The sequence below is a fragment of the Streptomyces specialis genome (assembly GCF_001493375.1).
GTDB classification, from domain to species: Bacteria; Actinomycetota; Actinomycetes; order Streptomycetales; family Streptomycetaceae; genus Streptomyces; species Streptomyces specialis.
This window is the reverse complement of record NZ_LN929897.1, coordinates 743,054-756,164: the sequence shown is the minus strand read 5'-3', so window position 1 is coordinate 756,164 and position 13,111 is coordinate 743,054. Positions and strand designations below refer to the sequence as shown.

Sequence of the window (13,111 nt, the reverse complement as noted above, 5' to 3'; positions counted from 1 at the left end):
GAGGGCCATGGCGTGCTGCGTCAGGACAGCAGGAGCAGGCAGTCCCAGGAAGCGGCCGGATCTGAGGGAATCAGTCCACCGTGGTCGGCGAGGGCAAGGGCCGTTCCGGCGGCCCCGGTCAGGAAGCCCGGATTGTCGAACGCCGCTCCGGCTTCGAGATGTGCGAACCCGAACGGACGCTCGCTGTCGTAGAAGGCGGCGGTGTGTTCGGCAGCCAGCCGGGCAACAGCCTCGCATCCGGCCTTGGTGGCGGCTTGGAGCACTCCGGCCGAGCCATGGCACAGCGTGGGACCTTCCGTGTCCCAGCGACTGGGATCGCGGTCGGCCATCGGAGCGATGGCCGTGCGTCCGGCGCCGACCAGAGCGGGATCGTTGAGCGCGTGCCCGGCGAGAGTCAGAGCGCGGCCGATGCCGGGGGCGCCGTAGCACCAGGCGTCGCGCCTTCCCGGGCCGGCGGGCGTTCGGCGGACGGGCGAGGCGTCGAGGTCGTGACCGCTGACGAACGGCGGCCAGCTCGCAGTGGGTTCACGCCGGGCCAGGAGCCAGCGCGCGGCCGTGCGTATCGCCTCCGCCTGCCCAGGAACGGCATGGCCTTCGATGTGTGCCACGGCCAGGGTGGCGAGGGGACCGGCGATGCCGTGGGCCAGGCCGGTGGTCGCGGCCCCGGAGGAAGGAGCGTTGACGCGCGCCGGATGCTCTTCGGCCGATAGCCACCAGCCGGGCCGGGCACCGTGCCGAGTACGGATGAGAGTCGTGAGGGTGGTGAGCACGGCGGCCAGGCCCGGCTCTGCCGCCTGCCCGTGCCCGGCGGTCCGAGCGGCGAGGAGCACGCGGCCGATACCCGCCAGCCCGTTGATCGCGTCGTACACGGCCCACGGGGCGCCCGGCCGGTCGTCGTCCACGCGTCGCCGCTGGTGGCGAGCGAGCCCTTGCGCGCGGGCGGACAGCCAAGCGGTTGCCTTGCTCGTCGTATCGCGGTGGAGGTCCGCGTCGGGAAGGTGGCCGGAGCCGATGATCAGGGACGCGGCCAGGGCACCGGTGCCGGTGTGGATGCCGTTCGGCGGCGCGTCGCCGCGCAGGCGGCCGGCGGCTGCCCAGTGACGAGCGGCAGCGGTGGTGAACTCCGGGCCGATATGAGCCAGGCAGGCATGCAGGAGGGCGGTGCCTGCCAAGCCGTCGGACAGCGTTGCGGCGGCTTGCGGGGGGACTGCCGCTGCGACCCGTTCCGGGTCCAGAAGTGCGCGGGCCACGGCCACGGCTTGCTCGGCCAAGGTGTCACTGCTCGTGGACATGCGCCTGTGCGTGCAGGAGGTCCGTGGCCAGCGAGCGGGCGATGCGCTCGCGTGCCGGGTCGGGGCCGAGGAGCCGGTTGCAGTGCATATGGACGAGATCTGACGCGCACAGGGCAGACACACCCGGATCGGCGAGCGCGATGCGGTAGGCGGCCAGCGCCTCGTGCCGCGCGGACCAGGCGGCGGCGAGGGGTGCGGGAATGCGGGAGGCGGGCTGGGCGACCGCTGACCGCAGGCGGGGTCGTAGAGCATCGCGGGTGCGGCGGTCCGGAGGGGTCAGCCGGTGGCCACGCAGGGCCTTGTGGTTCTGGTCAGTCACCGTGCGGACGATGTCAACGGCGGATACGGCAGCGACCAACAGCCGCTCGTCCGTGGAGCGGGTGAGGGCGAGGCATCGGGCGGCGAACGCGCTGTCGGCGGCGAAAACCTCCTCGGCGGCGCTCATCGCCTTCGGACCGCCGTACCGTTCGGTTTCCGGTTCATAGGACTCCAGCACCATCCGACCGGCCAGCCTTTGGTCTGCCAGTGCGGAGCACCAGGCGGTGAGCAGAGGCACGACGCGAAGCGCGAGGACTTCGGGATCGCCGGTAGCGCGAATGCGCAGATGATCGCCCAGGGCGGGGGTGTGGAAGCGCAGCCAGAACCAGCGGTCGATGTGCCGGCCGGCAGGCGCCAACACGTCGTAGAGCTGCCCCAACACCCCGTCTTGGTGACCGGCGGGGACCGGGACGGCGGCCGAGATCCAGTTCCCGCCCGGGCGGTGCACGGCACTATGGCGGCGGGGAGTCGAACGCGGATCTCGCTGCGCCGTGGGTGGCTCGTCACGGCGGGTAAGGTTCACCACCAGCTCGACCACATGCCGACCGCCCGGCCCTTCGAGGACCGCGCCGTCCACACCAGGGCCACCGAGGGGTTCGGTGATGGCCCGCGCTCCGCGACGCACGCTGCGACGCAGCAGTTCTCTGTCCTCGTCCAGCCGCAGATCGATGGGAAGTTGACGATCCGACTCCTGGACCACCATCACATCCGGCGGCGACGGAACGGAGTCGGTGCGCCAAGCGGCCAGTGCCCTGTCCCAGGCATGCCGGTCGGAAGCGGCGCTGGTGAGTTCTTCGGGGAGTCTCCAGCGGGCAGGAGCGACAAGGATGTTCTTGTACCGGACGCGCGGCGCGAAGGGGAGACAACCGGCCGGTCCCCAGGACCAGGCATGCCAGGGGCGGATTCCGGCGTGCCCGATCACACGCAGGGCGTGGGCCGCCGGAGGCAGCAACTCACGGGTCAGGCGGCTGAACAGCACCGGTATGACAGGGCGTTGGTGCCGGGCGGACCACACGACAAGGTGGCGGCCAGCGGTGCCGATCAGCAGTTCTTCGGGGAGTAGATCGCAGGCTCGCTCGGGCACGCCGAGGGGGATGCGGTGGGGGGCGAAGCCGGTCTCGACGGCGAGGGCGGCAGGCGGCCCTGTCCGGGGGCGGCAGACGATCTCCGCGACCATCGCTCCCTCCGATCCCGTCACTTCCGGCGCGAGTTGGGGAAGCCAGCGGGCGAAGCGCCCGGCGGCCGAACCGGCATCCTGCGACCCCATGTCGCCGACCGCTATCCGGAAGTGGCCGCCGTGGCGCAGTAGTCGCACGTGAATCTCCGCTGTTCGCGGCGGGACAGCACCTGCGGAGTGCGCCAACTGCTCGGCCAGAGCATCGTCCACGACGACCTCGGCCTGTCCCCGGGCCGTGGCCTCGCCCAGCAAGCGGGCCAGCAGCGCCGCCCGACGAGGCTCGATGTCTCTCTGGGCGCCAATGTCGTCGGCGTCGTCAGGCGGTCCGATACCGATGGCGGGGTCGATGACCTCCAGCAGCGGCACCAGGCGCTGATGGCCGTAGGTGCGGACGAACTTCTCGTAGTAGGGAGTTCTTGGAGGGGTCGTCTGGCTGATCCGCCACAGGAAACCGGCGGCCTGCGCGGCCTCTTCCCCGACCGCACGGGGAACGGCGAGGGTGGCGTCGGCCAATGTGTCCACTGCCAAGGGGCGTTCGACTGTCACTACCTCGTCGGCGGTTCGGCGGGCAGCTCGCAGCAGTGCCAGCCGTTGGGGAGTGCCGAGTGCGAACTCGTCGGCGCGGGTCAGCAGGTCCCGCAAACGCTCCAGAACGGGCCGAAGCGCGACCGATGACGGGAGTCGAGCAAGGAGGTGCCCGAGCGGGTCGTCTCGCATGTGGGCGGGAAGGGAGTCGGTGAGGAGTAGACCGGTGCGGATCATCTGCCGCACCGCGGTGGTGATCACGGTCTCACCAGCCGCTGGATATCGCGTTGCCAAGCCGGCGAGCACCGTCCGCGCCGGCATTCCCTCTCGACAGGTGTCCAGCACCCAGAGGGACACCTCGGTGGCGCGGATGCTGCTGCGCTGGGCCATGCCCCCGTTCGGCGCCGCATGCTCGGCTTCCAGCCGGTCACCGCGCCGCACCGCCAGGTTGTTGGACGTCAACGTCAAGTGGGGCAGCAACTCCTCGCCGTCCAGGAGCTGATCCGTCACGGTGATCAGCCACGCGGGACTCACGGTGGTGATGGTTCGATGCCGTGTGCCGAGACGGAGCGCGGTGGACTGGTCGGTGAAGATGGCGGGCGCGACACCGGAGAACACTCCGTGCGGAGTGGGGCGGGAGCGGGAACGGATGTCGTAGGCGCGCCAGGTGGCCCGGAGCCGCGAACTCACGGCGGCTTGCGCACTGTCGTCGGCGTGTGTCATGGAACGGGAGGCGAGGAACACGCCTTCGGCCAGCAGGCCCGCGCTGTCCTCGTCCGGGTCAGGTGCGGCCGGACGCAGCGGAACGCGGGCCATGGCCACCGGTTGGTGGGTGAACACATGGCGGACCATCGCGCGTCTTCTTCCTGTGAGCGCATCGCGCCGGGTGCGGTCCGAAGCCCGTGGTACCGCACCCGGGATGCCTGCCGGACGGACGAGAGGCGAGGCCCTAGGCGAGGTTGCACCCGCCACCATCGCCCCGCACCGGCCCGTCCGGAGTGACACACCCCGTGGTGGGGCCGGTGGTCGGGGACGGCCCGCAGCCGTCCTGAGTGCACGGCTCGGAATCAGCGAGTCCGGAGCTGAGGAGGGACAGGTCGGTTGTCTCGGGGTCGAGGTGGAACGCGTCATCCAGTGCCGACATGGCGCTCTGAGTGGTCATGGCTTCCGCAACTCCTTCGATGGATGAAAGTGGGAAGACACCCGGCAGCCCGGCCGGGGAGTCGACGTGGCCGAGTAGCGTGACGTCAGGGCAGGGAGACGACGAGCCGGGAGTAGCGATGGGTGATGACCCGCCCAGGGGCGAGCTGCTCCTCGGGGGTATCCGCCGGATAGACACGAACGGTCGGTTCCACCGAGCCCCGGTGGCCGCCGCTGTCCCAAGCTCGGACGTGCTCCGCGAGTCGTGCGGCCAGAAGGTCGCGATCGGGACCGTAGGCGTGCACGCCAAGTTCGAAGCCACCCGGATCGTTCGCGGTGTCCGGGCGGATGGTGAGGTAGGCGAGGGTGCCGTCCTCCCACGTGGCGGAAGCGGCGATGGTCCAGCCGGACAGGCCACGTTCCACGGCCCTGCTGCCGGCATAGATCCGCGTGCAGGGATCGACATTGCTGATCAGCCACAGGTCCAAGGAGGGCAGGGCCCCCTCGTTGCCGCGCAGGGTCACTCCCGTCCAGGTGGTGCTCTGTGGTGAGGAAGCGACGGCGGAGCGAAGCGCCTCGACATCGACGTGCTGATCGTCATCCAGGCCCAGCCGCAGATCCTCGCCGCTGAGGTCGATGAGGTGGCCGCCGTGGCGGTTGTCCCCGCGCATGCCGACGAAGCCGCACTCGGTCCGCCCACAACTGCGGAGGTGCCCAGCTTCGCGTTGGAAGGCGAAGACTTGACGGGTACCTCGAAGGCTGAGCGGAACGACGAGCCGTCCCCGCTCGGAGAGCTGATCGATCCAGGCCGGAGGAAGATCGGAAGCCTGGGCGGTGACGATGATGGCATCGAAGCCACCCTCCGGAGCCAACTCGACGGCCCCGTAGGTTCCGTCCGCGCACAGCACCCGCACTCGGTCGTAGCCGGTCTCTGCCAGCAGCCGCGTCGCCCGGTCGGTCACTTCCTGGTCGATATCGACGCTGACGACCTCGCCATGCTCCCCGACCAGCTCGGCCATCAGGGCGGCGTTGTAGCCACCGGACCCGATCTCCAACGCCCGCATACCGGGGCCAAGTCCCGACAGCTCCAGCATCCGGGCCTGCACCCACGGCGACGACACAGAGCTGACCGGGTAGCCGCGTTCGTTCCGCTTGGTGATCACGGAGTCGTTGGCGTACGCCTCTTCCAACGTCGCTCCGGGAGCGAAGCGGTGTCGCGGCACCGCATCGAAGGCCGCGGCGACACGGCTGCCGCGTACGTCCCCGCGCTCGCGTAGTTCGTCAAGCAGCTTCCTGCGCAACGATCCGGCGTGAACGGCCACTTCAGCGGTATCGGGAGCCATGGACCAGAGTGTAGTCATGCGCATACTCCTGATCACCAGCGCGGTGCGGCAGACGGCGACGTGTCAATCTCCACCCGAGTGCAGCGGGTGAGTTCCAGGACGAGTTGGGAGGCCAGGAACCACGGGGTGGCGGGGTGGCCGTAGGGGAGGTGTTCGTCTTCGGGGGTGGAGGTGAGGCGGCGGCCGTCGGCCGGACTGGCCCCTCCTCCCCGCCCCCCCTCACTCCCCCCCCTGCGCTCCCCCCTCGCCCCTCCCCTGCCCCCCCCTCCCCGCCCCGGTCGCCGTCCGCTCCCGCACGCCCCGTTCCTGGCTCTCCTCCGGCGGCTTCTCCCCCCCCACCCCCTCCGGCCGCCGAAGACGCCCCAGACACGGGGCTTGCGGGAGCGGACGGCGACCGGAGCGGTCAGGTGGGGGCAGTGGCGTGCCGCGAGGGACGCGCAGGGGCGGCAGACCGGGGGTTTGGTGCACAGCGCCCCTTCCGGCCAGTCCGCCGGCCGACCGGCCGGGCCGGGGTCCTGGAGCAGGAACAGCCAGCCCCGGGACGTACGATCGGCCGGGCCGCCGCAGACCTGACACAACATGCCGAACATGGCCCGCCGTTGGCGAACGGAGTGCATCGTCCGGAATTCCGGCCGCCCCTCGCCGGGCGCCTCCCTGTGCCGCGCCCACAGCACGCCGTGCCGGTCACGGTCGAGCGGCGTCTCGTTCACGTAGGCCAGCCCGGCGCCATCCGCGCGAACGGTCAGCCCCTTCACGGCCGGACGTTCGGCGCTCCACGCGGCGGCGTACGGCACCGGCACGTTGTTCGGCCCCCACGACACCACGGACCCGGCACTCACCGCGCCACCTCGCCCCAGACCCGCTTGCCCGACGCCAGCAGATCGGCGCCCCACCGCGTGGTGAGCGCCTCCACGATGAGCAGCCCGCGCCCACAGACGTCACCTCCCCCCGGGCACCGACGCACGGGCAGAACACGGGACTTGTCCACGACCGCGATCCGCACGACGTTCCCACCGACACGGGTGACGGTGACCCGCAGGACACGACTCGGCGTGTGCCGGACGGCGTTGGCCACCAACTCGGAGACCAGCAACGCGCCGTCGTCGCAGAGATCGTCCAGTCCCCAGGCGGAGATCACCACACGGACGAAGGCACGGGCCTCTGCGAGGCTCTCGGCCTGACACAACATCGTCCCTGTGTACTCGGGGTGTTCAGGGGGGCTCGCGGTAGCGGTCATGATCATCGTGGTCGCCTCCGGTCTCGGGCTCGCTCGGCGCGTGTCCGGGGCGCCGGTGCCGCCCGCTGCGGGCTTCACCTGCGCTCACCACGACACGTGACGAGGCGGTGACAACAGCAGCTTCCAGCCACGGCAACTCGCATCGCAAGGGAGAGTGAAATTCTCAGCGAAAGTGGCATATGTAGTCGCGTCAGCTCTAGGCTGCCGGAGGAGCACTCACAGCGGTTCACCCGTGGCTGACGGTAAGGGGCTGCGGGCTCGGGCATTGAGGAGGCAGACTCGTGGCAGCACCAACCGGGCCGACCGTTCGGCGCATGCAACTGGGAGGGGAGCTCCGCAGATTGCGCGAGAAATCCAGATTCACCCTCGCGGAGGCGGTCAGCGGGTTGACGATCTCCGTCTCGAAGCTGCACCGGGTGGAGAACGGGCTGACCGCCCTGAAGTCGGCGGCCGAACTGCGCGCGTTGCTGGACCGGTACGGCGTCACGGATGACGACGACGTCGACTTCCTCGTGGAGATGCAGCGCGACTCCCTCAACCGGGGCTGGTGGTCGCACTACCGCAACACCATGCCGTCCGGCATGGCCATGTACGTCGGATTGGAGAGCGGCGCCCGCACCATCCGCGCCTGGCATCCGAACGTCGTCGCCGGGCTGTTGCAGACCGAGCGGTACGTCCGGGACCTGCTCCGGGCGGCCAAGCCGGTTGAGGAATCCACCACGGAGTTGGTCGAACGCACCATCCAGCTCCGTATGGAGCGCAAGGAGCAGCTCACGCGCCGGGACAGCCCGCTGGAGCTGTGGGCCGTGCTGGACGAAGCCGCGCTGCGGCGCGTGGTCGGCGGCCCGGATGTGATGCGCGAGCAGTATCAGGAGATCATCAGCCTGTCCCAGCTCGACAACGTGACGGTACAGATCCTGCCGATGGCCACCGCGACCTACCGGTCCAGCTTCAACTTCAATCTGCTGGAGTTCGAGGCGCCGCTGCTCACGGTCGTCCAGACCGACACGGCCGAAGGTTCGCAGGTCAGCGACAAGGACACCACCGTCTGGTCCTTCTCCCGCAGGTTCGACGCCCTGCGGGCGGGTGCGCTCGCCCCCGGCGAGACCCCGGCCTTTCTGCACCGACTCTCAGGAGAGATCTGATGGCACTCATCACCCCCGACACCGCCTGGTTCAAGTCGTCCTACAGCTCGGAGAACGCCACCGCCTGCGTGGAGGTCGCCGCCTTCCGCCACGCGGGGCGGGTCGGTATTCGCGACTCCAAGGACACCACCCGGCCCGCACTGGCCGTCCCCGGCGGCCAGTTCGCCGCCTTCATCACCCTGTCTCCTATTCTTCTCATCTACGCCCCCCCGAGACAAGAACACATCTCCGCGCCCACCAGACACCTCGCGAACAGTTTTTGTTTGCAAGGGGAAGAAGGCATACGAGATTTCTGCCTGGCTCGTGGGCGCGGAGTTGTGTGTAAGAGCCCGTCCCCGCCCCCGGGGACGGGCCTCGGAATCTCGGCGTCCGCGCCATCGGCACTCGCGGTGAAGCTTTGCCCGTAGGGTGCGGAGCGCGGCGGGGTCGGCCGCCGTGACCGTGGGGGGGAAGGGGAAACGCGATGTATCTGGTGACGGGTGCGACGGGGAACGTGGGGGCCGAGGTCGTCGCCGCGCTGGCCGGTGCCGGGGAGCCGGTGCGGGCGCTGGTGCGCGATCCGGCGCGGGCGAGCCTGCCGGCCGGTGCGGAGGCGGTCGGCGGTGACCTGAACGAGCCCGCGTCGCTGACCGACGCGCTGGCCGGGGTGCGGGCGTTGTTCCTGCTGCCGGGGTACGAGGGGCTGGCGGGCACCTGCGGCCTCGCCCTGCGGGCCGGTGTGGAGCGGGTGGTGCTGCTGTCGGGCGGTTCGGCGGAGACCGGGGATCTGGAGAACGCGGTCGCGCGCTACATGATCCTCTCCGAGCAGGCCGTGGAGAACTCCGGGCTGCCGTGGACGTTCCTGCGGCCGAGGTCGTTCATGTCCAACGCCCTGCGCTGGATACCGCAGTTGGAGAAGGGGGACGTGGTGCGGGTGCCGTTCGCCGAGGTGCCGACCGCGTCGATCGACCCGGCGGACATCGCGGCCGTCGCGGTGGCGGCCCTGATGAACGACGGGCACGAGGGCGCCGTTTACGACCTCACCGGTCCGGAGCCGCTGCTGCCCGCCGAGCAGGTCGCGGTGCTGGCCGAGGAGTTGGGGCGGGACCTGCGCTGCGAGGGGCTGAGCGACGAGGAGGCGCGCGCCGAGATGAGCGCGAGCATGCCCGCCGCGTACGTGGACGCGTTCTTCGCCTTCTTCGTGGACGGGCTCGTGGACGAGCAGACGGTGTACCCGACGGTGCGCGAGGTGACCGGGCACGAGCCGAGGACGTTCCGCCAGTGGGCGAAGGCACACGCCGACGCGTTCCGCGTTGGGGGGAATTGACAAGGGGTTCCGAAGGCTGTTGCCGGGGCCGCCAGTTCGGCCGCTGTCACCTTGGAAGAAAGTGACATACGTGGGCCCGTTCCACCCGGCTACAGTCGTTTTCATGACCGCTTATGTGATTGCTGAAGCGCAATTGACGGGGGACCCCGCGGAGTTGGGCGAATACAGCGCCAGGCTGGTTTCGACCATCGAGCCGCACGGCGGGAAGTACGTGGTGCGGGGCGCGCCGGTCGAGGTGCTCGACGGGGAGAGTTCCGGCTTCATCGGTGTCCTCGAATTCCCGAGCGTCGAGGCCATCCGTGCCTGGTACGCCTCGGACGCCTACCAGGAAATCCTTCCGATCCGGCTGCGCAACACCAAGGGCAAGGTCCTGATTCTCGACGGAGTCTGAACAGGCGGCGGGTTCAACCGCCGACCGTGATACGGAAAACGGGGTGGTCGGGGGCGATGCGACGCAGGTCCTCCTCCGGGGAATCAGGGCCGACGCCGCGGAAAAAGACCCCGACCTCCGCCTTCCAACGCTTGAGATAGGCACGCAACAACTCCGGCTTCTCGTCGTCGGGGATCTCCTCGGCCGTGAAATGCTCCACCGTCTTCCCGAGGTGGAGTTCACCGCCGCCCGCTGCCCGCATGTTGTGGGTCCACTGGACGTGACCGCGCGGGGCGACCAGATACTGACCGCTCTCCAGGGTCAGCACATTGACCGGGGTGCGGCGCCACTCGCCGCTCTTGCGCCCGCGCACGGCGAGGACCCGGGAGCCCCATACGCTGACGCCGCGCCGGGTGAGCCAGGCGACGAGGCGGTTGACGACGTTCCTCGTGACCCAGCCGGGCCTCTTGACGTGGGACTCGCTCATCTCTTCCCGGTCCTTCCGTGCTCGTGTCACTCATCGAAGCGGTGCTCACATCCGCGAGCAACGCTCTCCACATGCCCCAGCATGCCCGCTTTGACACAGAAGAACAAGAGCACTGCTCTCATTATTGGTCAACGCTCCAAGGGATGGCAGACTGGCCCGCATGACCGCCATCCAGGGAGCCAGGGAACGGGCGCGGCGCGAGGTGACCGCCGCCATCAAGGAGGAGGCCAGGCGTCGGCTCGCCGCCGAGGGCGCGGCCAAACTGTCGCTGCGCGCGGTCGCCCGCGAGCTGGGCATGGTCTCGTCCGCCCTCTACCGGTACTTCCCGAGCCGCGACGACCTGCTCACCGCGCTCATCGTGGACGCCTACGACGCCGTGGGCGAGGCCGCCGAGGCGGCACTCACCGCCGTGCCGGACGACGCGCCGCCCGCCGACCGGTGGACCGCCGTCTGCCTGGCCGTCCGCGCCTGGGCCCTGGCCCACCCGCATGAGTACGCGCTCATCCACGGAACGCCGGTGCCGGGCTACGCCGCACCGCGCGACACCGTCGGGCCGGGCACCCGGGTGCCGCTGGCCCTGGCCGCCGTCGCCCAGCGGGCCCGGCTGAGCGGGCTCCTCGGCGAGCCCGCCGGGGACCCGCCGCCCGGGCCGGTGCGCGCCGAGGCGGAGGAGCTGGCCGCCGAGCACGCGCCCGGCCTGCCGGGCCCGGTGATGGCGGCACTCGTGGCGTCGTGGGCGCAACTCATCGGCCTGGTCGGCTTCGAGGTCTTCGGCCAGTTCAACGGCGTGGTGGTGGCCGCCCGTACGGAGTTCTTCACGCACACCGTGCGGCGCATGGCCGGCGACGTGGGCCTGCGCTGACCGGACGGGGTCCGCGCCGGGGTCCGGTCTGAGGACCCGCAGGTGGTCACCGGTGCCAACAGCGGCTGGAGCCGGGCCGGCCTGGCGTCGGTGCGGCGTCCTCGCATTCCCGAGCCTCGCACGTCGGCGGTTCAACCGCCCACCGTGGCGCGGGGGAACGGGGTGGCCGGGGCCCGGCCATCCCGTTCCCCGTACCGGTGACTCCCAACGGGTCAGGCGCGGGTGAGGACGAGGGCGGCGTTGTGGCCGCCGAAGCCCAGGGAGGTCTTCGCCGCCGCGGCCAGTCGCGCGGGCCGGGCGCGGCCGGTGGGGATGTCGAGGTGGACGTCCGGGTCCTGGCGTTCGAGGTTCGCCGTCGGTGGCACCGCCGACGTTTCCATCGCGAGCACGGTCAGGGCCGTCTCGATGGCGCCGGACGCGCCCAGGGTGTGGCCCGTGACGGCCTTGGTGCTGGTCACCGGCGGGTGGTGCGGAAGTACCCGGTGCAGCATGGCGGCTTCGATGGCGTCGCCGGCGATCGTGGCGGTGCCGTGCGCGTTGACCATGTCGAGGTCGGACGGTGCCAGCCCGGCGTCGGCCAGGGCATCGCGCAGCGCCCGCTCGATCCCGGCGCCCGTCGGGTCGGGGGCGGCGGGGCTGTGGCCGTCGCTGGACGCGCCGTACCCGGTCACCAGGGCGCGGATGTCCGCCCCCCGGGCGCGGGCGTGTTCGGGGCGCTCCAGGATGAGCATGCCGGCGCCTTCCCCGCTGACCATGCCGTCGCGGTCGGCGTCGAACGGGCGCAGCGCCGCGGCCGGATCGCCGGTGCGGGTGGAGACCGCGCGGGCCCGGCAGCAGGAGGCGAACAGGGCGCGCGAGCGCATGGATTCGGCCCCGCCCGCGATGGCGATGTCGCACAGTCCGGCCTGGAGCATCATGCGCGCGGTGCCGATGGCGGTGGCGCCGGAGGCGCAGGCGGCGGCGAGGCCCATGCTCGGCCCGCGGGCCCCGGTGTCCAGACAGACGCTGCCGGCCGCGGCGTTGAGGAGACTCAGCGGGGTGAGGAGCGGGGAGACGCGGCGATCGCCCTTGTCGTTCATCGTGCGGGTCTGCTCGTCGTAGACGGTCAGGCCGCCGTGGGAGCTGCCCACCAGGACGGCGACGCGGGTGGCGTCCCAGTCGGAGGGTTCCAGGCCCGCGTCGGCGAGGGCCTCCCGGGCGGCGGCCACGGCGAGTTGGGCGAAGCGGTCCATCTGCCGGGCGCGGGAACGGCCCAGTACCGCGTCGGCGTCGAAGTCCGGTATGTCGTAGAGGAAGTCCTGTGGCAGACCCGCCAGCGCGGGCAGCCTGGTGATGTGGCCGACGCTGCCGTGCAGGACGCTGTCCCAGGTGGCCTTGGCCCCGATCCCGGCCGCGCTGACGATGCCGAGTCCGGTGATGGCCGCCGCGAAGGGCGGGGTGCCGGGGGCCCTCACGCGTCGGCCCTCGCGGAGTCGATCACGTGCACCAGGGCGCCGAAGGTGTCGTGCGCGCTGATCCGGGCGTCCGTGAGATCGATGTCGAAGCACTCCTCGGCCATCGTCCGCAGTTCTTCCAGGGCGAGCGAGTCGAGCGCCAGCTCGCGCAGTCGCCGGTCCGCGCCGATGGCGTCGGCCGGAATCCCGAATTCGTCGGCCAGAAGACGGCGGACTCGCTGATCTGTCGTACTCATGTTTTCTTTTCCCGTGCAGGTCGTGGGGGGAGGCGCCGTGGCGCCGGCCGGTCCGCGCGTCAGCGAAGTCGTCCGCGGCGCGCATGCGGCGGGACCATTCCGCCCTCGCCGTGCGCGTTTCCCGGGTTCCCTCGGCGATCGCGCGGATCCGTTTCTGTCTTTCTCTCCCGTGGGAGCGACCGTTCGAGGCTAAGAGGGAACAGTCCGACAGTCTTTGAT

General features: G+C 70.8%; 12 protein-coding genes. 4 read left to right on the top strand and 8 right to left on the bottom strand.

Translation table 11 applies throughout. From position 1 onward, the window contains the following. Positions 1–20: 20 nt before the first annotated feature. The 5 genes from BN2279_RS26070 to BN2279_RS26050 all read right to left on the bottom strand — a co-directional run bounded on the left by BN2279_RS26070 (position 21) and on the right by BN2279_RS26050 (position 6,984). Positions 21–1,292 carry a lanthionine synthetase C family protein gene (locus tag BN2279_RS26070; protein WP_059013475.1) on the bottom strand — a complete coding sequence of 424 codons (1,272 nt, stop codon included), beginning with the start codon at positions 1,290–1,292 and terminating at the stop codon, positions 21–23. After that, positions 1,276–4,164, bottom strand: coding sequence for a lantibiotic dehydratase (locus BN2279_RS26065; protein ID WP_059013474.1), 2,889 nt, complete (start codon positions 4,162–4,164; stop codon positions 1,276–1,278). Before BN2279_RS26065 ends, BN2279_RS26070 begins: the two co-directional genes overlap by 17 nt. 97 nt (positions 4,165–4,261) lie before the next feature. Then, complete coding sequence (locus BN2279_RS26060; protein WP_234348088.1) at positions 4,262–4,474, bottom strand: hypothetical protein; 213 nt, start codon at positions 4,472–4,474, stop codon at positions 4,262–4,264. Positions 4,475–4,559: 85 nt separating this feature from the next. Then, positions 4,560–5,795, bottom strand: coding sequence for a methyltransferase, FxLD system (gene fxlM / locus BN2279_RS26055; RefSeq protein ID WP_159037343.1), 1,236 nt, complete (start codon positions 5,793–5,795; stop codon positions 4,560–4,562). Positions 5,796–6,630: 835 nt separating this feature from the next. Continuing rightward, the gene (locus tag BN2279_RS26050) at positions 6,631–6,984 is read right to left on the bottom strand and encodes an ATP-binding protein (RefSeq protein ID WP_234348087.1); all 354 of its coding nucleotides are present in this window, start codon (positions 6,982–6,984) and stop codon (positions 6,631–6,633) included. A gap of 329 nt (positions 6,985–7,313) precedes the next feature. Between BN2279_RS26050 and BN2279_RS26045 the strand changes: the two genes are divergently transcribed. From BN2279_RS26045 to BN2279_RS26030, 3 genes are all read left to right on the top strand, one after another. Further along, positions 7,314–8,177, top strand: coding sequence for a helix-turn-helix domain-containing protein (locus BN2279_RS26045; protein ID WP_059013471.1), 864 nt, complete (start codon positions 7,314–7,316; stop codon positions 8,175–8,177). Between the two features lie 463 nt (positions 8,178–8,640). Next, the gene (locus BN2279_RS26035) at positions 8,641–9,483 is read left to right on the top strand and encodes an NAD(P)H-binding protein (protein WP_059013470.1); all 843 of its coding nucleotides are present in this window, start codon (positions 8,641–8,643) and stop codon (positions 9,481–9,483) included. Positions 9,484–9,586: 103 nt separating this feature from the next. Next, positions 9,587–9,874, top strand: a complete 288-nt coding sequence (locus BN2279_RS26030; protein WP_159037342.1) for a DUF1330 domain-containing protein — start codon at positions 9,587–9,589, stop codon at positions 9,872–9,874. A gap of 13 nt (positions 9,875–9,887) precedes the next feature. Here BN2279_RS26030 and BN2279_RS26025 read toward each other — a convergent pair whose 3' ends face one another. Next, positions 9,888–10,340 carry a nitroreductase family deazaflavin-dependent oxidoreductase gene (locus BN2279_RS26025; RefSeq protein ID WP_059013469.1) on the bottom strand — a complete coding sequence of 151 codons (453 nt, stop codon included), beginning with the start codon at positions 10,338–10,340 and terminating at the stop codon, positions 9,888–9,890. A 160-nt stretch (positions 10,341–10,500) separates the two neighbouring features. On the opposite strand from BN2279_RS26025, the gene BN2279_RS26020 reads away from it, so the two are divergent. Beyond that, positions 10,501–11,202, top strand: a complete 702-nt coding sequence (locus BN2279_RS26020; RefSeq protein WP_059013468.1) for a TetR/AcrR family transcriptional regulator — start codon at positions 10,501–10,503, stop codon at positions 11,200–11,202. A 212-nt stretch (positions 11,203–11,414) separates the two neighbouring features. Here the strand turns inward: BN2279_RS26020 and BN2279_RS26015 are convergent, their stop codons facing one another. Both BN2279_RS26015 and BN2279_RS26010 read right to left on the bottom strand, forming a co-directional pair. Further along, positions 11,415–12,656, bottom strand: coding sequence for a beta-ketoacyl-[acyl-carrier-protein] synthase family protein (locus tag BN2279_RS26015; RefSeq protein WP_059013467.1), 1,242 nt, complete (start codon positions 12,654–12,656; stop codon positions 11,415–11,417). Further along, entirely contained in the window at positions 12,653–12,892 is a 240-nt protein-coding gene (locus BN2279_RS26010) for an acyl carrier protein (protein WP_059013466.1), read from the bottom strand. Before BN2279_RS26010 ends, BN2279_RS26015 begins: the two co-directional genes overlap by 4 nt. Between the last annotated feature and the right edge of the window lie 219 nt (positions 12,893–13,111).

Excerpts from the sequence above, each read along its gene's own strand:
- BN2279_RS26070 (WP_059013475.1), bottom strand. The coding sequence starts at position 1,292 with ATGTCCACGAGCAGTGACACCTTGGCCGAGCAAGCCGTGGCCGTGGCC.
- BN2279_RS26065 (WP_059013474.1), bottom strand. The coding sequence starts at position 4,164 with ATGGTCCGCCATGTGTTCACCCACCAACCGGTGGCCATGGCCCGCGTT.
- BN2279_RS26060 (WP_234348088.1), bottom strand. The coding sequence starts at position 4,474 with ATGACCACTCAGAGCGCCATGTCGGCACTGGATGACGCGTTCCACCTC.
- fxlM (WP_159037343.1), bottom strand. The coding sequence starts at position 5,795 with ATGGCTCCCGATACCGCTGAAGTGGCCGTTCACGCCGGATCGTTGCGC.
- BN2279_RS26050 (WP_234348087.1), bottom strand. The coding sequence starts at position 6,984 with ATGTTGTGTCAGGCCGAGAGCCTCGCAGAGGCCCGTGCCTTCGTCCGT.
- BN2279_RS26035 (WP_059013470.1), top strand. The coding sequence starts at position 8,641 with ATGTATCTGGTGACGGGTGCGACGGGGAACGTGGGGGCCGAGGTCGTC.
- BN2279_RS26030 (WP_159037342.1), top strand. The coding sequence starts at position 9,587 with ATGACCGCTTATGTGATTGCTGAAGCGCAATTGACGGGGGACCCCGCG.
- BN2279_RS26025 (WP_059013469.1), bottom strand. The coding sequence starts at position 10,340 with ATGAGCGAGTCCCACGTCAAGAGGCCCGGCTGGGTCACGAGGAACGTC.
- BN2279_RS26020 (WP_059013468.1), top strand. The coding sequence starts at position 10,501 with ATGACCGCCATCCAGGGAGCCAGGGAACGGGCGCGGCGCGAGGTGACC.
- BN2279_RS26010 (WP_059013466.1), bottom strand. The coding sequence starts at position 12,892 with ATGAGTACGACAGATCAGCGAGTCCGCCGTCTTCTGGCCGACGAATTC.